Here is a 19,343-nt window from a genome sequence, read left to right on the forward strand (position 1 = left end):
CTGCAAAGCGAAAATGACTTTGTATTACTATTTATGTGTAGAAATTTGATTATCAATATTCTATGTAGTCGATTTACTTGCCAATACAGAAATTCGCAAAGATATTCCCTAGCAAATCATCGTTTGTAATTTCACCCGTGATCTCACCAAAATGATGCAGTGCCTGCCTTATATCGATGGCTAAAAGATCTCCGGATAGGTCGGCATTTAGGCCATCTTCAACTTTATTTATTTCCTCTAAAGCCTTCAGCAAAGCAGCATAATGTCTGCTATTGGTAACGATGGTATCACTATTTCTTAGGGCTCCCGTATTAACAAACTCCAGTAATCTTTCTTTCAATTCTTCCACACCGTTACCCGTTTTCGCAGATAATGGCTGGAAACTGGTGTTGGAGATAAAACCTAGATGAGCTTTCAAATCATCAAGTTCTTCAGGAGTCAGTTGGTCAGTTTTATTGGCGATGATCACAATTGGTTTTTGTGGAAATTTGTTCTTGATCTTTTCAATTTCGATCAATACCTGCTTTAAGCGTTCTGAATCATTTTCAATTCGGGAACTATCCACCAGGTAAACCACTACCTGCGACTGACCAATTTTTTCGAATGTTTTCTTGATCCCTATACTTTCCACAACATCCTGTGTTTCTCTAATCCCGGCAGTATCAATAAACCTAAACCCTACACCGCCAATACTAAGCTCATCCTCTATGGTATCGCGAGTAGTCCCGGCAATATCAGATACAATCGCCCTTTCTTCATTTAATAGCGCATTCAGCAAAGTGGATTTCCCAACATTGGGTTCTCCAACAATAGCTACCGGGATTCCGTTTTTAAGTACATTTCCAGTGGCGAAGGAATCGATCAGTCTTTTGAGCACGGTTTGAATTCTGCCAACAAGCGATTTAAATTGATCCCTGTTTGCGAATTCTACATCCTCTTCAGCGAAATCAAGTTCAAGCTCAATAAGCGAGGCGAAATTTAAAAGTTCCTCCCGTAATTTCTGGATCTCATTGGAAAATCCACCACGCATCTGTTGCATGGCCATCTGGTGAGAAGCAGCATTTTCAGAATTAATAAGATCGGCCACAGCTTCTGCCTGACTTAGATCCATTTTAGCATTTAGAAAGGCCCGCAGGGTAAATTCCCCGGCTTCAGCAGAACGGCATCCCTTTCTAATTAGTAACTGAATGATTTCCTGCTGGATATAGGGACTTCCGTGGCACGAGAGTTCTACGGTTTCCTCGCCAGTGTAGGATTTGGGAGCACGAAAAACTGAAGCCAACACTTCATCGATCGTTCTTTCCCCATCCACGACATTTCCAAGATGAATGGTATGGGTTGGCTGCGCAGATAAGAGTTTTCTGCTTTTGGCCCTGAATAACGGGTCTACGATTTTAATGGCATCCGGACCGGATACTCTAATTACAGCAATCGCACCGGCCCCTGAAGGCGTTGCAAGAGCAACAATAGTATCATTCAATTTCATGCCGCAAATTTAGGAAAGAATTCATTGCTGCAGCAAATTGTGTAACAAACATGGAATTTTTGCGTCTTTTATATAGAAATCATCACAAACCATCAAATATCAAAAAATGAGAGAAGACAATCAATTACTGGTCATCACACATCTAAGTCAGTTACTGGACCTGGTGACCGGCATAGGAGGATTCATAGTTCCGCTAATCATCTGGGTTACCCAGAAGGATAAAGTAGCAGGTATGGATATGCATGGAAAAATGATCATTAACTTCCAGATTAGCATATTTATTTATAGTATCATCTGTATTCCATTAATCATTTTACTAGGCCTGGGCATCATTTTGTTAATTCTTGTAGGTTTACTAGCGCTAATCTTTCCTATTCTGAATGCCATCAAAGTAAGTAACGGTGAAATGCCTTATTATCCTCTTACCATACAGTTTATCAAATAACAAATAACACTACTGAAATCAAATTAAAAAGCCCGTTCGATCGAACGGGCTTTTTAATATCTATAAAGTGAAATTTAGCTATTAAGCATCACCGGCATAACCAGCATGGTAATCTTTTCTCCCGGGTCAAGTCCATCCACAGGGGTTAGAATTCCAGCTCTGTTTGGAAGGCTCATTTCCAGCATCACTTCGTCTGCAGTAAGATTACCCAACATTTCAATCAGGAATCGTGAGTTGAAGCCTATTTGCATATCATCGCCCTGGTAATCACAGGTCAGACGCTCTTCAGCCTTATTGCTGTAATCCACATCTTCCGCAGAAATATTTAATTCGGCTCCGGCGATCTTCAATCGTACCTGGTGGGTAGTTTTATTTGAAAATATAGAAACCCTTCTCACAGAACTTAAGAACTGGTTTCTTTCAATGGTCAGTTTATTAGGATTCTCCTTCGGAATAACCGCCTCGTAATTAGGATATTTTCCATCGATCAATCTACAGATCAGCTGGGTGTCATCAAATGTGAATTTAGCGTTCGAATCATTGTACTCGATCAAAACTTCAGATTCACTTCCAGCCAAAATTCCTTTTAAAAGATTCAAAGGTTTCTTCGGCATGATAAATTCTGCTGCTTCGTTCGCTTTAATGTCTTCACGGGAATATTTCACAAGTTTGTGAGCATCGGTCGCCACAAAGGTTAGTCCGTCTTCCTTAAACTGAAAAAAGACACCACTCATGACGGGTCTGAGATCATCATTTCCTGACGCAAAAATGGTTTTACTGATTGCTGAAGAAAGAATATCAGCTTCCACGATCGTACTGCTGGGTTCCTCCAGGGCTACCGGGTTCGGGAACTCTTCACCATCAGCATATGCAAGAGCATATTTACCATGGTTCGAACTTAATTCTATGGTGTTATTGTCTTCAACTACAAATGTAAGAGGCTGCTCCGGAAAGGTCTTCAGGGTATCGAGAAGTAGTTTCGCGGGAACTGCAATTTTTCCTTCGGAATCTGACTCTACTTTTAATTTTGCAGACATCGTAGTCTCAAGATCTGAAGCAGAAACGGTTAATTCGTCATTCTGAAGATCAAAAAGGAAATTATCTAGAATTGGCAGCGTATTGCTGTTGTTGATTACCCCTCCAAGTATTTGTAGCTGTTTCAGCAGGTAATTGCTGGATACAATAAATTTCATCGGCTTTTATTGATTTGTTTTGAATCAATTACAAATATATCTCAATATGTATAAAATGAGCCTGGAAACACCTAGTTTTTATTAACAGAAATTATCTTGATCTTGTGCTTAAATGATTATTAGTCAGAGAACTAGAATATTTAAATTACTGATAATTGTTAATATGTCTATTTCAAATGTGTCCGAACCTTCTACTGAAGTTTTAGCGAATATAGCTGCGCTTTCTGAAGTAATGAAATGCCAGGCCGAACAACGCCAGAAGGATCAGCGGCACTATGATAGTAACCATTTGCCACATTTCGCGCTCTGCAGCAACCTTTTCCCTGTTTAAAAATGCGAGGCTAATTTCCTTGGTTCTAATATCCACGAGACCGGAATCATCGAGCAGATAATTCACTGTGTTTAGTAAGAACTCCTTGTTGCCATAGGTCATGCCCGTATAACGTTCGAAACCAAGTTCAAGCGGCTTTCCCTGTTGCAGCTCGTTCTTGACCACATCACCATCAGAGATTACCACCATTTTCGTATTTAGGCTATTGTCCAGATGCGTGGTCTCAAATGGTTTTACCCTATTGCTATAAACAGACTTAAAACTACCTTCCAATAAAACAGCCAGAGGCTGTTCGCCTGCGGTATAGCTTTCCATTTGCGGTTTGGAACCAATGATATCCAGTCCAATTTGTAATGGAGTGCCTTCCAGTTTTGTTTTTGGTGAACTGCTCAACAAAACAGTTTTCTGAAGGTCATTTTTTAATAAATCGATCGGGTTGGCATAATTAAATTTTACTGCTTCAATGTTGTTCACGATGGGGTGGGTGGACATGGAACTGGTAAGCGGACTATAATACCAGGGGTATGGATTGAAGCGAGTTTCGTTTCCAGATCCACTGGCGAGAATAATGGGAGCAGAGTACAGATCATTAACCAGTTCAGAATTTATTCGTAAGCCATACGAGAAAAAATAATCACCAAGGTTCAAGTCTCGTGGTAAGGCTAGAGCAGCACCTCTTTCATTAAAAAGACTATCATTCTCCATGTTAGTCATTTCTGCCATCCACAGCAATTTTCCACCATTCATTAAATATTGATCGAGCACATACTTCTCCTTTTCAGAATACGGTATGACAGGCTTCGCTTCGATCACCAGGTCATAAGACTTCAGGTCCTCCAGTGTTTTTTGAGGATTGTTGGCGACAGAATCCAGCGTGAAAGGTGCAAGAAAATAATATTCCTGGATCGCTTTGATGAAATCTGCGATTCTCGCATCTGGCAGTTCGCCATTCCCGCGCATTACCGCAATTTTCTTTGTTCTTGGATAAATAAGCTTATTTAAGCCATCAGTTAAAACGTATTCCAGTTGCTGTACAGAAGAACTTACTCTTTCTTCGTCGCTTGCTCCAATCTGGTTCTTCAGCAAAGGAATTTTAACCGTTTTATCTTCGAAATTAGCAATAGCCCAGGGAAATATGATGGTCTCGCTATTCTTCCCGTTCTCCTGAACATTCAGTCGGGCAGGAGTCATTCCTAATTTGTAGAATTCTTCAGCAACGGCATTGGCATCATCGCCTTCAGCCAGAGGATCAATAAAGTTGAAATTAATGTTTGTATTATACGCGGCGAATTCTTCCAGCATCTGTTTGGTTTCCTCTTTCAATCTTCTGAATTCGGAAGGAAAACTGCCTTCAAGAAATACATCGATAATGACAGGACTTTCAACATCATCCACAATATCTTTGGCTGCTGAAGACAGGCTGTAACGTTTATCTTCCGTAAGATCCAACCTTGTAAAGTATTTGGCCGCAAGGATGTTGATTAAAATGATAACCACCACAAAAATCAGTAAACCTGTTATGTTCTTGTTCCTGATCATCTTCGGTTTTTTGCTGATGAAATTTTTAGCTGTGTAAGTTTAAGAAATAATGCGATCACGCTTATAAAATAAATGAGATCACGGGTATCTAATACACCACGGCTTATACTACGATAGTGATAACTAATTCCGAAGTATTCCATTATATAAGTGAATTCGCCAAAAATATGAATGCTAGCGAGTGCTTCAAAAGCATAGTAGATCACAAAACATAAGAAAACACCCAGCAAAAATGCTACAATTTGGTTGGAAGTAAGACTGGAGGCAAAAGTGCTAATGGCGGTGTAGCCCGCGGCCAAGAAGACCAAACCTAAGTAGGAACCTATGGTAGCGCCGGTATCGAAATTATAAGCCGTTTGCCCAAGTTCTCCAATAGCAACTACATAGATAAGGCTCGGGATGATGGCCAGAACCACTAATGAAAGTCCGCCAAGATATTTCCCAAGAACAAGGTCCCAATTGCTCACGGGGCGCGTTTGCAGGATTTCCATGGTTCCCATTCGCATCTCTTCGGAATAGCTGCGCATATTGATCGCCGGAATCAGAAATACAAATATCCAGGGCGCCAGGTCAAAAAATGGTTTGAGATCTGCAAAACCGCTATCCAGAATGTTGTAACCTCCGTTAAAAACAAAAAGAAAAAGTGCGCTAACCAGTAAAAAGATCCCGATGACCAGATAACCGGTAAGGTTTGCAAAAAATGATTGTATTTCTTTTTTAAGAATCGCGAACATTTAGTCCAGGCTTACAAGTTTGTCAACGCTCCAGGCTTCAGGCTTCGCATCAAAATGAATTTTAGTATCTGCCCAAACCTTTTTAAATAGATCTGAAAGACGATAGTTTTCTAAAGCATCCTCATTTTCCCAGTAACTATACGTAAAAAAAGTGTTCGTATTGTTCTTGTCACGGTATAGTTCTAGAAACTGGCAGCCTTCAAAGTTTCTGATCTTTGATTTCACCTGGTCGAAATTGGCCAGAAAGTCTTCGATCTTATCTTCCTTAAAACCCATTTTTACTATTCTCACAAACATCTAGTCAAAATTTATGGTTACAGTGTCGAGATACTCCAGTCCAAATAAACTGGCTGCGCCGCCTACCGTGTTAGGATTACTTTTATAGATCGCAAGTTCTATATATCCAGCAGAATTATATACTGCCAGTTTCTTTCCATCTTCCTCTTTTCGATTCTCTTTTTCCACATCAAAGTTAATGGCGTGACTGTAGGTTTCATAGATGGCATCGAAATTATGCCTGCGTGCACTAATTTTAAAGGTTCGTCCCTTGCCGGTATTTTCGAATAATTTTCGGGAAATATTAGTAATTACGTTTCCATAATTATCGATATAGATCACATGCCCCAGGATCTGGTTCTTATCACTGTTAATAATAGGCTCGAACTGCTTAAGATGCTTGATCTGCTCAATGTTTTTACCAATCACTTCCAGGGTTCCACCGCGGGATATGTGACAGGCTACTTTCACAAATACATCCAGCACAGGGAAATTAGTCTGTATTTTATCGTGAATATTGATCTCCACGATCTTTTCGGGTCTAATTTCTGAAGCTAATAAAGAAAGGATCCCATTGTTGGCACAAATAAAGTAGTGGTCATCCAGTTTCACCGCAAGATGTTTATTCTCCGGAGTAAGTTCTGAATCTATTCCAATGATATGAATACTTCCCTTCGGAAAACTTTTGTAAGCATTTTTAATAATATAGGATGCTTCGCTAATATGAAATGGTGAAACCGAATGTGAAATATCAACAATTCTAACATCACTTAGCTCATTATAAATAGCACCTTTAACCGCTCCAGCGAAATAATCTTTCTCCCCGAAATCGGTCGTTAAAGTGATGATGGCCATAGGCGATTGTTAATATTTTTTTAACCTGAAACAGGTAATTTTCCTTAAGTTTGTATAGGTAGCGAATATAAATTTATTTTTAGTGATTCGCCTGAGGACCGCAGTCAAAAGTAACGCTTTTCTCAGCCCAAAATTAGAACATACAATTACGAAGGACAAATAATTTCTAACTGAAAAATTCACAATGCTTCATCTAAAATTCTAGCTTTTGAACGAACTTCTTATTGAACTCTCAGAAATAAGCCCACGCGAATTCTTCGGGCAACAGAACGAACATATCGAATTGCTAAAAAAATATTTTCCAAAGCTCAAAATCGTTGCCAGAGGTAATAAAATCAAGGTTTTTGGTGATGAGGAAATGCTGGAAGAGTTCGACAAACGCTTTTCCATGTTAATGGATCATTTTGGAAAGTATAACAAGCTGGACGAGAATACCATTGAAAGAGTTCTTACCAGTAATAGCGAAGAAGATTACCAAACCACCAAAGAGAGCGGAGAAACTATTGTTCATGGTATAAGCGGGAAGGTGATCAAGGCTCAAACTGCCAATCAACGCAGGATGGTAGAGCTTACCAAGAAAAATGACCTGATCTTTGCGATTGGCCCTGCTGGTACCGGAAAAACTTATACCGGAGTGGCTCTTGCCGTAAAGGCATTGAAAGAAAAGCAGGTAAAAAGAATCATTCTTACCAGGCCGGCAGTAGAGGCAGGAGAAAATCTGGGGTTCTTACCTGGAGATCTTAAGGAAAAACTGGATCCTTATATGCAACCATTGTATGATGCTTTGAGAGATATGATTCCGCACGAAAAACTGGAATTATTTATTGAAAAAGGAGTGATCCAGATTGCTCCCCTAGCATTTATGCGTGGGCGAACGCTGGATGACGCTTTTGTAATTCTTGATGAAGCACAGAATACAACGCATGCCCAGATGAAGATGTTCCTAACCAGAATGGGAAAGCATGCAAAATTTATGATCACAGGAGACCCTGGACAGATAGATTTACCCAGACGAACTATTTCAGGATTGAAGGAAGCTTTGCTGGTACTTAAAGATGTGAAAGGTGTGGGAATGGTCTACCTTGATGATAAAGACGTGATACGACACCGCCTGGTGAAAAAGATTATTGCTGCCTATAAAACTATTGAACACAACGATTAAATTTTAAACTCGTGAAGAGTAATACCCTAATTAGAACAGACTTTCAATTTCCGGGACAGAAATCGGTTTACAAAGGCAAAGTGCGAGATGTATATACACTGGCAGATAACAGGTTGTTAATGATCGCATCAGACAGGCTTTCAGCTTTTGATGTGGTGATGCCCAAAGGAATACCATTTAAAGGCCAGATCCTTAACCAGATCGCTACCAAGATGATGGAAAGAACGGCAGATATTGTCCCAAACTGGTTGGAGGCCACACCAGATCCCAATGTCGCGATTGGAAAAAACTGCGAGCCATTTAAGGTGGAGATGGTCATAAGAGGTTATTTGTCTGGCCACGCTGCCAGAGAATACAAGGCAGGTAAGCGAAGCCTCTGCGGTGTAGATATGCCTGAAGGAATGAAGGAAAACGATAAATTCCCTGAACCAATCATCACTCCTGCTACAAAAGCTGAAATGGGAGATCATGATGAGGATATTTCCAGGGAAGACATTATTTCGAAAAATATAGTTTCTGAAGAGGATTATCTTCAGCTGGAAGACTATACCCGGAAGTTGTTCCAGAGAGGATCTGAAATTGCAGATCAACAAAACCTGATTTTAGTAGATACCAAGTATGAATTTGGAAAAACTTCCGAAGGAAAAATAGTATTGATAGACGAAATACACACACCAGACTCTTCAAGATATTTTTATAAGGAGGGTTATGAGGAGAGACAGGCTAAAGGTGAAGCGCAAAAGCAACTTTCTAAGGAATTTGTTCGACAATGGCTTATAGGTAATGGTTTCCAGGGACTTGAAGGCCAGGAGGTGCCATTGATGAGCGATGAATATATCGAATCAGTTTCAGAAAGGTATATTGAGCTTTACGAAAATATTACCGGTGATACGTTCAGGAAAGCCGACATCAGTAATATTGAATCAAGGATAGAACAAAATGTTCTCGATTATTTAGAATCTCACTAATAATATCAAGGAGTTAAAAGAATACTAATAATTATGCAATTGATACCATGATTTTTTAGCAGATCCTTTTTCTGATTGCTCAGTATTTAATATTTTTAATGAAAACCGGTAATTCCGGTTTTCTTCATTTATAAAAGATATTAGTTATGAGTAACTATCATATAAAGAACCTGGAAGAATATTTCCAGGTATACCGAAAATCCATACGTGAACCTGAAAACTTCTGGCAGGAAGTTGCTGAAGAACATTTTACCTGGAGAAAGAAATGGGATAATGTTTTAAGCTGGGATTTCAGCAAGCCTGAAGTGAAATGGTTCGAAAATGCCAGGCTCAGTATTACTGAAAATTGCATAGACAGACATCTCCTGGCCAAAGGAGATAAAACGGCGATTATCTGGGAGCCTAATGATCCTTCAGAAGAAACTTTGAAGATCAGCTACAAAGAATTACATAAAAAAGTAAGCCAGTTTGCAAATGTTCTCAAAGCGAACGGCATCGAAAAGGGGGATAGGGTGTGTATTTATCTTCCTATGATTCCTGAACTCGCTTATTCAGTTTTAGCATGTGCAAGAATTGGAGCAATACATTCTGTCGTGTTTGCAGGTTTTTCAGCATCAGCACTGGCCGCCAGAACGCAGGATGCCGATTGTAAGATGATGATCACTTCCGATGGTTCCTTCCGTGGAGATAAAACGATCGATTTGAAAGGAATAGTGGATAAAGCTCTGGAAAGCTGCCCCAATGTAAAAAAGGTTTTGGTTGTCAGGAGAACTGGGGCTGAAATTCATATGGAAGCCGGAAGAGATGTTTGGCTGGAAGATGAAATGTCTAAAGCTGCTGATTCCTGTACTCCTGAAATAATGGATGCAGAAGATCCACTTTTTATATTGTATACCTCTGGTTCCACGGGCAAGCCCAAAGGGATGTTGCATACGACAGCTGGATACATGGTCTATTCTGCCTATACATTTAAAAATATATTTAACTATCAGGATGATGATGTGTATTGGTGTACAGCTGATATTGGATGGATTACCGGGCATTCATATATCGTTTATGGTCCATTATTGAATGGAGCTACCACCCTTATGTTTGAAGGTGTCCCAAGTTATCCTGATTTTGGAAGATTCTGGGAGATCGTAGAGAAGCATAAGGTAAATCAATTCTATACCGCACCTACGGCGATAAGGGCGCTCGCGAAGAAAAATCTTGATTTTGTCAATAGATACGATCTTTCTTCATTAAAAGTCTTGGGAACGGTAGGCGAGCCTATAAATGAAGAGGCCTGGCATTGGTATGATAATAATATAGGAAAGAACAGAAGTCCTATTGTCGATACCTGGTGGCAAACGGAGACCGGCGGAATCATGATCTCTCCAATACCTTTTGCTACTCCTACGAAACCAACCTTTGCGACTTTACCTTTCCCTGGAATTCAGCCTGCTTTAATGGATGAGCATGGAAAGGAGCTTAAAGGGAACCAGGTAGATGGCAGGTTATGTATAAAATTTCCCTGGCCGTCTATGGCAAGAACAATATGGGGAAATCACGATAGGTATCGGGATACATACTTTTCGGCCTTCGAGAATAAGTATTTTACTGGTGATGGAGCTATGCGCGATGAGGTTGGTTATTACCGAATTACCGGCAGAGTAGATGATGTGATCATAGTTTCAGGACATAATTTGGGGACAGCGCCTATCGAAGATGCTATTAATGAACATCCGGCGGTAGCAGAGTCTGCCATTGTTGGATTTCCTCATGAAGTAAAAGGGAATGCCTTGTATGGCTTCGTAATATTGAAGGAAGCTGGGGAATCTAGAAATCAGGACAATCTGCGTAAAGAGATCAATCAGCAAATCGCAGATAAGATTGGTCCTATCGCAAAACCAGATAAAATTCAGTTTGTGGAAGGATTGCCAAAAACCAGAAGCGGAAAGATCATGCGAAGAATATTGCGAAAAATCGCAGGCAATGATACTTCCAACCTGGGAGATACTTCAACCTTGCTGAATCCAGAGGTGGTAGAGGAAATTATTGAAGGATATCTCAGATAAATTATATTCGGCACCGTTATTGATGTAATTTTAAAAACAAAATCAAAATTATGAAAAACTATTACCTGCTTATTTTAGCAATTTTTATCGGCATGACGTCTGCAAATGCTCAATTGACATCAGATGTAGAGATGACTGGAATGCTAATTTTTACTAAAGAGAAGGAACCGGCGAAGATGACTGGATCTCCTTATTATGAAGATGATTTCATCATTGGTCAAGTTATGGAGGATAAAAGAAAAGTTAGGATGCTCATGCGTTATAATGCCTTAGAGGACATGGTCGTTCTGCGTCCTAATACTACTTCTACCAAGGAGTATGTACTACCAAAGAAAAAGTCTATAACGTATGATTTTGGAGATTACACCTACTTTATTGATCGGCTGAAAACAGAGGAAGGTGAATTAGAAGCATATTTCGCTAAATTTTACCAGGGAGAAAACTCAACTTTTGTTGGCCAACCAAAAGCAGATTTTACTCCAGCAAGACAGGCCACGACTGGTTATTCAAAAGATAAACCTGCTTCCATCAAAGTTGAAATGGTATATTACATTTCCATTGACGGTAAACCATTTAGAGAAGTAAGGTTAAAAGAGAAGGATCTTGAAGATTTATTTGATTCAGACAGGATGGAAGATTATTTAGACGATAGAAAGATAAAAACTGAAGCTGATGTTGTTGCCATGCTGAAGTTTTACGACAGCATATAGATATAAATCTACTGTTAACCAAATATTTGATTTATGAAATATATATTAACCCTCGCAATTTTGTTCATAGCATTTAATATGAGTGCACAGAACCCTTTAAATGGAGCGCTAACCACATTTACCCCTGTTGAGCCGGAAAGTTATACTGGCTCACCATTCTACGAAAAAGAGTTTACTCAGGGAGTCGTAAAAAACAGTGAAGGCAAATCTCAAAAACTTTTAATGAGATATGACGCGGTACAGGATGTTGTCGTCCTTAAGTTGGCAGATCAAAGCAATAAATTATTTATGTTGCCTCCGGTATCAGATATTTCCTATGATTTAGAACAATATACTTACAAGAGGAATAATCCTGATCTTAAAATTCCATCTACTTCGAAGTACTATGCAAATTTTTACGAAGGATCAAAAAGTCATTTTATTGGAGTACCAAAATTAGACCTAAATTCGAAAGAAAAAGCGAAGACAGGGTATCAGGATGATGTTCCGGCAAATTTTCAGGTTGAAATGGAATACTATCTTTCAGTGGATGGTGCAGACTTTGAAAAGGTTTATTTTCGGCCGAAACACATAGCAAGTTTATTTGACAATTCTGAAATGGTGAATTATATAGTTGATAAGAAAGTTAAAAAGCCGGAAGATATTGTCTCTTTATTAAAATACTACGAGAACTTAAAATAATTTAAAAACTAAATTGAGATGAAATATTTTACAATTCTAATAGCTTTATTGATATCAGCTAATGTAATAGGCCAGCAGAGTAATAATTGGAGCGTCTATAGTGGTACAGATATCATACCACCCGTTGAAATTCCAAATAGCGACAGGGAATTTTTCACTTTTGAAGGCTCACCGTATTACGAAAAAGATTTTGTTAATGCTATAGCCATGAATGATAAAGGCGAATCTGAACAAGTTCTAGTGCGTTACAATATTGTAGCAGACGCACTTCATCTAAAAAAAGACAAAAGTTCGAAAGAAGTTTTGGAGATGCCGATCGTACGGGATGTGGCGTTTGAATTGGATGGTTATCGTTATATTCCGACAGCTATGGATGATAATATCCCTGGAGCAACAAATTACTATGCAGAGTTTTATAAGAACAAGAATGTACATTTAATTGGTATTCCAGGTTTAAAACTGAATGAAGGTAACATTAAAGGCCATCAGAACAATTATTTTGAAAATGGTACCTTCGAAGTAGGAATGGATTATTATATATCTATTGATAATGGAAACTACCAGTTACTGGAATTTAAGGGTAGTAGTAAAAAGAAATTTGGGAAAGCCTTAGCTGCAGTTGATTTTTTAAAGGAAAGTAAGAATGTATCAATGGCAGATTTTAACAGCTTTCTTCAGTAGGCTAAAAAACCGTTTTTCAAATTTAAAAACCTCTTGTTATCAAGGGGTTTTTTTAATACTTGCCCTTCAATAAATTTTTGGTGTTGAGCTCCTTGGATTTCAGTTTGTTAAGTAGTTTCATAAAAGCAATGGCTGTAATAAATGCATCACCGGAGGCGGTATGCCTGTCGGTAGTTTCAATATTATAAGCTTCAGCAATCTCATCCAGAGTATATTCTTTATGCTGGTCTATCAGGTTCGTTAGAATCCTGGTTTTCTTATACAGAACAGAGGTGTCCAGAACATTATTTTTTAATTTTGGTAAACCGTTTCTTATGAGTGCCTTATTCACCATTTTTATGTCGAATCCTGCATGATGCGCAACGAGAACCGAATTTTGAATATAATTGAGAAATTTTTTTAAAGCATCAAGCTCAGATATTTTCTCGAACCGTTCATTCTGAATAATGCCGTGAATTTTGACTGTTTCAGGATTGAATTTCTTCTGGTCCAGGAATACCTCGAAATTATCGCTTATTTCAATGCTTCTGTTTTCAACCCGAACAGCTCCAATACTTAGAATTCTATCCTCTTCGTAGTCAAATCCGGTAGTTTCGGTATCAAATACAACAAACCGAACGTCTGGCACTTTCTCAGGTAGTTTCTCTTCGAAACTTTTGGAGTAATTCTGCCAGAAGTATGGAAGGTCGTTCTCCTTTTGATCTTTTTTAAACCATTTATTGATCATAGATAGTAGGCCGCTTCAAATCTTACTTTAATTAACTCCTGAATTTCTTTAATAGTTTTGAAGCATCGCTTTAATTTAATCTTGTCCTCCTTGCCCAGATCTTCGAGATTTATAAATCTTCCATTGTCCTTATGTTTAAGGCCCTGTTTAGTTCTGAACTTTATGAGCGCCCTGGAAGAATATGCACAAGCCTGATAGATATCCTTATTGTTTGGTTCTAGCTGGGCCAGCTTTTCAAATCTTTCAGAAGTATTGCTAATGTTTTTTACTCGGTGTTCCAGAATAAGTAATCTCGCGGCATCTGTCAATGGCATAATTCCTCTTTTCTTGATATCGAAAAGATCTTTTTTCTCTCCATCCTGTTCAACCAGAAATTGCCTGAAGAATCCAAGTGGAGAAGGATTTCTTAAAGCCTGAGCAGCCAACCTGTTTAGAAAATTTCTATTGCCGTTCAGAATATCAAAAACATGATCTGAAATGGCGTTGGTCAATTTAATTTCGCCGTAAGCGATATCAAAATCAAAAAATATCTGGCAAAGCAGAATCTCATCACTGCCTGAAGTTGTGACCCATGTTGAAAACTGATCCTTCCACTCAGTTTCAGATAAACAATATTTTTGATTTCTGGCCATCATTTCTGCCGGGCAGAATTCATAACCAATTATATTCAGGCGTTTAGTGACCTTGGTGGCAAGCTTCAGAAAATAAGCTCTGGTTTCTTCCAGTTTTTCAGCGGGAACATCTTCGAATACCAGGGCGTTGTCCTGATCTGTATGAAGTAATTGCTCCTTTCTTCCCTGGCTTCCTAATGACATCCAGGCAAATTTCGCAGGCAGTGGCGAATCCATTTTATCAATACATCGCTGGATGGTTCGCTTGATCGTTGCGTCGTTTAACTCGAAAATGATGTTGGAAATATGAGCCAGCGGAATATTGCTTTTCATATAACCGTTTAATAGGATCATGATCTTGTTACGAATCCTTTTCAGTTTCTTAGTGCTACTGGCCCGGTTAATCGCCTTCATTAGAACCGCAGGATTATTTCCCTGTGATACTATAATATCATGTTCAGACACGATTCCTTTCACCTTGGTGTTCGGAGTGCCATCTTTGGTGATGCATATATGATTAATATTATGCTTCATCATAGTTAGCTGGGCCTGCGCGATTGTAAGGTTCTTTGAATAGCATATTACCGGCGAATTCATTACGTCACGAATTGGATTGTCAATAGGAAGTTTACCCGTTGCCACTAATTCTCTAAGGTCAACATCTGTCACGATACCAACTGGTTTCTGATGCTCCACCACGATAACAGAGCCAACTTTTCTACGACTCATAAGGATAGCTGACTTCTGTATGCTGGTTTCCGGGGAAACCGTAACCATCTTTTTTACGATAGGGATGGGTTGTAGTTCGAAAAGTGCTTCTTTTTTTAAACTTATATCTTCTTCATCAGAAACAAGTTTACCCTTGTGTTCATTGGAGTATGGATTTCTTGTATTGGAAGCAAAACTTTCCATCAAGAAGTTTCCAACTGCAGGATTACTAATCGCGTACGGCTTGAATATGGTAAGAGGGATGGCGTAGATCACGCTTTCTTCATCGGTGATCGCGTTTATCTGATAATTTTCTTTAGCAAATAATGGTCGCAAACCAAATACATCTCCTTCGTCACATTTATCGATGGTTTCTGCTTCCTCATTTTCATTTACTTTCTGTAAATCTACTGCACCTTTCTGAACAATGTAGAAGTAATGGTGAACGCTTTCATCTCTGGCGAAGATCGTTTGACCCTGTTCAAAGTACATCACTTTGACCTCACCTGCGATAAGTTCAAGTTGCACTTTCTCGAGTAGAGAGAAAGGAGGGAAGTTTGATAGAAAATCTGCAATTCTGGAAGCGATTGAATTCGTCATATTTCAAATTTATCTGAAAAATTGAGAATTCACCCATGATTAGTCTGCAATTTCGATTTCGTAATCTTTAATAAGCTTGTAAATCGCTTTCTCTGTTTCTGAAAGTTGAATATATTCCGGCTTAACGTCTTCTTTTATTTTCTTAAAGTAGGGCTCTATATCACCGTTTTCATACGTCTCAATTACTTTTGGGTGTACGTAATAACTTCGACATACAGCTCTCGTATTGCCCAGGCCCTCTGCAGCTGCATCGAATGCTTTTAGAATATTTTTTTTATTTTCTTTTTCCTCTTCGGTATAACCCAATTCATGCAGAGTCTCAAAGAATATTTTAGTGGCAGACCAGGTCCTGAAGTCCTTTGCTGAATACATATCACCACTAATTTCGTGTATGTATTCATTGATCATTCCGCTGTCTATGGTTTGTTTGACGCCATTCTCGTTGTAAAATTTGAAAAGCTCCCAGCCAGGAATCTCCTCACATTGGTTTATTAACTTAATAAGTCTTTTGTCTTCTACTGAAATAGAATGTTCTTTTCCTTTTTTTCCTATAAATTCGAATTTTAGACCGTCTTCCATGGTTTTCACATGCTTGGTACGGAAAGTTGACAGTCCATAAGTTTTGTTATTCTTCGCGTAATATTCATTACCTATCCTTATATGAGTTTCCTCCATGAGTCTAATGATCAAGGCGAGAACCTTACGCTTGGGCATACCTTTAAGGTTAAGATCTGCATCCACCTGTTTCCTGATCTTTGGTAACATTTTCCCGAAGGCAGTCATCTTGAAAAACTTGGTCTGGTTTCGAACTTTGGACCAGGTTGGGTGATACATATATTGCTTTCGTTCCTTTTCGTCTCTCCCTACTACTTGAAGATGTCCATTATGTAAATGTGTGATCCTAACATTTTTCCAGGCTGGTGGAATTACCAGACTTTTAATACGATCGATAGTTTTAGCATCAGTGACTTTTTCATCCTTACGATAATACGCAAAACCGCGTCCAACTTTCTTTCTGCTTATCGAGAGTAAGTTTTCATTTACATATCTAAGATTCGCAAGTTTCACGGCTTCATGAGTATCACTCAGCATTACTTCTACATCATCAGGCGATAGCGTCATTCTTTTTTGTTTAAAGATAGGATGAAATTGAGCACTTCAGAATTAAAGAAAAGTGAAAGTTTACTGCTTTAAAATAAAAAACTCCCTGATTCCAGGGAGTTTAACAACATCTTGAGATGTGTTTAATTAGTCAAAGTAGCTAAAGGTATCACCTTCCTTAATCTTCAATAAAGATTCATAAATAAGATTGATTACATTTTCCACGTCGTTTTTATGTACCATTTCCACGGTGGTATGCATGTAGCGCAAGGGTAAAGAGATCAATGCCGAAGGAACTCCGCCATTACTATAAGCGAATGCATCGGTATCTGTTCCGGTGAATCGTGAAGAAGCATGTCGCTGGAACGGTATCTTTTTTTCTCCCGCAGTGTCAAGGATCAGCTCTCTAAGCTTATTTTGAACCGCCGGAGCGTAAGAAATTACCGGACCATCACCAATCTTATTGAGTCCGTTGGTTTTCTTTTCGATCATAGGAGTCGTAGTATCATGAGTCACATCAGTCACGATGGCCACATCTGGCTGGATACGATGAGTGATCATTTCAGCTCCACGGAGACCTATTTCCTCCTGTACCGAATTGGTAACGTAAAGCCCAAAAGGCAGTTTATTACCTTTTTCCTTAAGCAACCTCGCAACCTGCGCGATCATAAAACCACCAATCCTATTGTCCAGTGCCCGGCAAACAAATTTATCTTTGTTCAAAACAAAGAATTCATCAGGATAAGTAATTACACAGCCCACATGTACACCTAGTGCTTCAACTTCCTCCTTATTCATACATCCTACATCTATACAGATATTGTCCATTTTTGGAGATTGTTCCTTTTCCTTATCTCGGGTGTGGATCGCTGGCCAGCCAAAGACTCCTTTAACGATTCCTTTCTTCGTATGAATATTTACACGTTTGGAAGCAGCTATCTGGTGATCACTTCCTCCATTTCGAATTACATATATAAGACCTTCTTCTGAAATATAATTCACATACCAGGAAATTTCATCTGCATGACCTTCTATAACAACTTTGTATTTGGCTTCAGGATTTATAACACCTACTGCAGTTCCGTAGGTATCGGTAATAAACTCATCAACATATGGTTTAAGATATTCCATCCATAATTTTTGACCTTCAGATTCATATCCGGTAGGAGCCGCGTTATTAAGGTATTTTTCTAAAAAATCAAGCGATTTTTGATCCAGTATTTCAGTTTTATCCATAGTTTCTTATAATTTTCACGAATTTAAAAAAATTAGATTGGAGAGAAGGGGCTATTGACTAATTTTGGAATGGTTTTAGCAAAAAGGTTTGATGATCCAAAAACTTAGAATAACTGTGACTCGAATAATTTTTATCGTTTTATTGATTACATCTGCTAAATTGTTAGCACAATCTGATACGCTTTCAAGACCAATAGATACTTCGGAAGTGGATACTGCTATGACCGCACAATATATGATCATCGCAGGAGATTCCATCCCGCGAGAACTCATTGACCTGGAAGAAGTGGTGCTTTTAAGGCGACTGAAGTTTGATAGTAATGCAGATAGAAAACGGTACCTTATATTAAGGAGAAAAACCAGAAAAGTGTATCCGTATGCAAAGATGGCTTCTGAAAGGTTACTTTCTCTCAATTCTAGGCTTGGGGATATAAAGTCCAGACGCGCCCGTAAGAAATACACGAAGATTGTTCAGGACTACATTGAAGAAGAATTTTCTGCAGAGTTGAAGAAACTTACCAGGACTGAAGGTCAGATTCTGGTGAAACTTATTCATCGTCAAACGGGAACAACCGCCTTCGATCTGGTCAAGGATCTTAAAAGTGGGTGGAGAGCATTCTGGTATAATACAACTGCGAGTATGTTCGATATCTCATTAAAGGAAGAATATGATCCGAAAAATAACCAGGAAGATTTTTTAATTGAGGATATTCTGCAGAGATCTTTCAGGGATAATATTCTGGAAAGACAGTCTTCAGCTCTGGATTTCGAGTACCTTGATCTTAGCGATAAGTGGAACGAAAGACAGAATTTAAGAAAACCTCCAAAATAGATACAGAACAGATTAGTTGTTCTTCAACCCTTTACAATTAATCTTGTATTTATTTCATAATTTTCTTCTGAAAGTCATTGTGTAATTAAAATTGGGGTGTATATTTGCAGCCGCTTTGGGAGCAAGGCGAATGTTCGTTGAGAGTAGTGATGATGGGGTGTTTGATAGATATTGACTGATCAAAAATTAAATTAAAATTTTTCAAATTTTAGTTTGGTGGAAAGAAAAAAGTTAGTGTATATTTGCAGCCGCTTTGAGAGCAAGGCGAAAGTTCACTGAAAGATATGTAAAGGGTAGGCTATTGTTGGTCTAAGGCAAAAAAAATAAAAATTAAATTTCTTTAAATTTTATTTGGCTGGAGAGCGAAAGTAGTTTTATATTTGCACCCGCTTTGAAAACGAAGCGACGTT

At 38.7% G+C, this 19,343-nt stretch carries 18 protein-coding genes; 8 read left to right on the forward strand and 10 right to left on the reverse strand.

Features of this window, described 5'->3' with window-relative positions; translation table 11 throughout:
* Positions 1–73: 73 nt before the first annotated feature.
* On the reverse strand, positions 74–1,486 hold the full coding sequence (gene mnmE / locus G529_RS0112375; protein ID WP_026915831.1) for a tRNA uridine-5-carboxymethylaminomethyl(34) synthesis GTPase MnmE: 1,413 nt from the start codon (positions 1,484–1,486) through the stop codon (positions 74–76).
* Between the two features lie 106 nt (positions 1,487–1,592).
* Between mnmE and G529_RS0112380 the strand changes: the two genes are divergently transcribed.
* Positions 1,593–1,931, forward strand: coding sequence for a DUF4870 domain-containing protein (locus tag G529_RS0112380; protein WP_026915832.1), 339 nt, complete (start codon positions 1,593–1,595; stop codon positions 1,929–1,931).
* Positions 1,932–2,005: 74 nt separating this feature from the next.
* On the opposite strand, the gene dnaN is transcribed toward G529_RS0112380, so the two are convergent.
* The 5 genes from dnaN to G529_RS0112405 all read right to left on the reverse strand — a co-directional run bounded on the left by dnaN (position 2,006) and on the right by G529_RS0112405 (position 6,859).
* Positions 2,006–3,124 (reverse strand): DNA polymerase III subunit beta, encoded by a 1,119-nt coding sequence (dnaN, locus tag G529_RS0112385; protein ID WP_026915833.1) that lies wholly within the window; start codon positions 3,122–3,124, stop codon positions 2,006–2,008.
* A gap of 202 nt (positions 3,125–3,326) precedes the next feature.
* Positions 3,327–4,994: a gliding motility-associated ABC transporter substrate-binding protein GldG gene (gene gldG / locus G529_RS0112390; protein WP_026915834.1), complete on the reverse strand. Its 1,668-nt coding sequence runs from the start codon at positions 4,992–4,994 to the stop codon at positions 3,327–3,329.
* Positions 4,991–5,728 carry a gliding motility-associated ABC transporter permease subunit GldF gene (gldF, locus tag G529_RS0112395; protein ID WP_026915835.1) on the reverse strand — a complete coding sequence of 246 codons (738 nt, stop codon included), beginning with the start codon at positions 5,726–5,728 and terminating at the stop codon, positions 4,991–4,993. Before gldF ends, gldG begins: the two co-directional genes overlap by 4 nt.
* Positions 5,729–6,025, reverse strand: coding sequence for a putative quinol monooxygenase (locus G529_RS0112400; RefSeq protein WP_026915836.1), 297 nt, complete (start codon positions 6,023–6,025; stop codon positions 5,729–5,731).
* Positions 6,026–6,859 (reverse strand): SAM hydrolase/SAM-dependent halogenase family protein, encoded by an 834-nt coding sequence (locus tag G529_RS0112405; protein WP_026915837.1) that lies wholly within the window; start codon positions 6,857–6,859, stop codon positions 6,026–6,028.
* A gap of 208 nt (positions 6,860–7,067) precedes the next feature.
* On the opposite strand from G529_RS0112405, the gene G529_RS0112410 reads away from it, so the two are divergent.
* The 6 genes from G529_RS0112410 to G529_RS0112435 all read left to right on the forward strand — a co-directional run bounded on the left by G529_RS0112410 (position 7,068) and on the right by G529_RS0112435 (position 13,118).
* Positions 7,068–8,021, forward strand: coding sequence for a PhoH family protein (locus G529_RS0112410; RefSeq protein ID WP_026915838.1), 954 nt, complete (start codon positions 7,068–7,070; stop codon positions 8,019–8,021).
* An 11-nt stretch (positions 8,022–8,032) separates the two neighbouring features.
* On the forward strand, positions 8,033–8,989 hold the full coding sequence (locus tag G529_RS0112415) for a phosphoribosylaminoimidazolesuccinocarboxamide synthase (protein WP_026915839.1): 957 nt from the start codon (positions 8,033–8,035) through the stop codon (positions 8,987–8,989).
* A gap of 146 nt (positions 8,990–9,135) precedes the next feature.
* Positions 9,136–11,046: an acetate--CoA ligase gene (acs, locus tag G529_RS0112420; protein WP_026915840.1), complete on the forward strand. Its 1,911-nt coding sequence runs from the start codon at positions 9,136–9,138 to the stop codon at positions 11,044–11,046.
* Positions 11,047–11,096: 50 nt separating this feature from the next.
* Positions 11,097–11,756: a hypothetical protein gene (locus G529_RS0112425; RefSeq protein WP_026915841.1), complete on the forward strand. Its 660-nt coding sequence runs from the start codon at positions 11,097–11,099 to the stop codon at positions 11,754–11,756.
* 33 nt (positions 11,757–11,789) lie between these two features.
* On the forward strand, positions 11,790–12,437 hold the full coding sequence (locus G529_RS0112430; protein WP_157514638.1) for a hypothetical protein: 648 nt from the start codon (positions 11,790–11,792) through the stop codon (positions 12,435–12,437).
* 18 nt (positions 12,438–12,455) lie between these two features.
* Positions 12,456–13,118, forward strand: coding sequence for a hypothetical protein (locus G529_RS0112435; RefSeq protein WP_026915843.1), 663 nt, complete (start codon positions 12,456–12,458; stop codon positions 13,116–13,118).
* Between the two features lie 52 nt (positions 13,119–13,170).
* On the opposite strand, the gene G529_RS0112440 is transcribed toward G529_RS0112435, so the two are convergent.
* The 4 genes from G529_RS0112440 to G529_RS0112455 form a co-directional block, all read right to left on the reverse strand.
* The gene (locus tag G529_RS0112440) at positions 13,171–13,845 is read right to left on the reverse strand and encodes a 3'-5' exonuclease (protein WP_035696003.1); all 675 of its coding nucleotides are present in this window, start codon (positions 13,843–13,845) and stop codon (positions 13,171–13,173) included.
* Positions 13,842–15,764, reverse strand: a complete 1,923-nt coding sequence (locus tag G529_RS0112445; protein WP_026915845.1) for a DUF294 nucleotidyltransferase-like domain-containing protein — start codon at positions 15,762–15,764, stop codon at positions 13,842–13,844. The genes G529_RS0112440 and G529_RS0112445 overlap by 4 nt, the downstream gene beginning before the upstream one ends.
* 39 nt (positions 15,765–15,803) lie before the next feature.
* Positions 15,804–16,886, reverse strand: coding sequence for a DNA topoisomerase IB (locus tag G529_RS0112450; RefSeq protein ID WP_026915846.1), 1,083 nt, complete (start codon positions 16,884–16,886; stop codon positions 15,804–15,806).
* 126 nt (positions 16,887–17,012) lie between these two features.
* Positions 17,013–18,101: a M42 family metallopeptidase gene (locus G529_RS0112455; protein WP_026915847.1), complete on the reverse strand. Its 1,089-nt coding sequence runs from the start codon at positions 18,099–18,101 to the stop codon at positions 17,013–17,015.
* Positions 18,102–18,192: 91 nt separating this feature from the next.
* On the opposite strand from G529_RS0112455, the gene G529_RS15885 reads away from it, so the two are divergent.
* Complete coding sequence (locus tag G529_RS15885) at positions 18,193–18,933, forward strand: DUF4294 domain-containing protein (RefSeq protein ID WP_051201439.1); 741 nt, start codon at positions 18,193–18,195, stop codon at positions 18,931–18,933.
* Positions 18,934–19,343: the final 410 nt, after the last annotated feature.

The organism is Christiangramia portivictoriae DSM 23547 (genome assembly GCF_000423045.1).
In the GTDB taxonomy this organism is placed as follows: Bacteria; Bacteroidota; Bacteroidia; order Flavobacteriales; family Flavobacteriaceae; genus Christiangramia; species Christiangramia portivictoriae.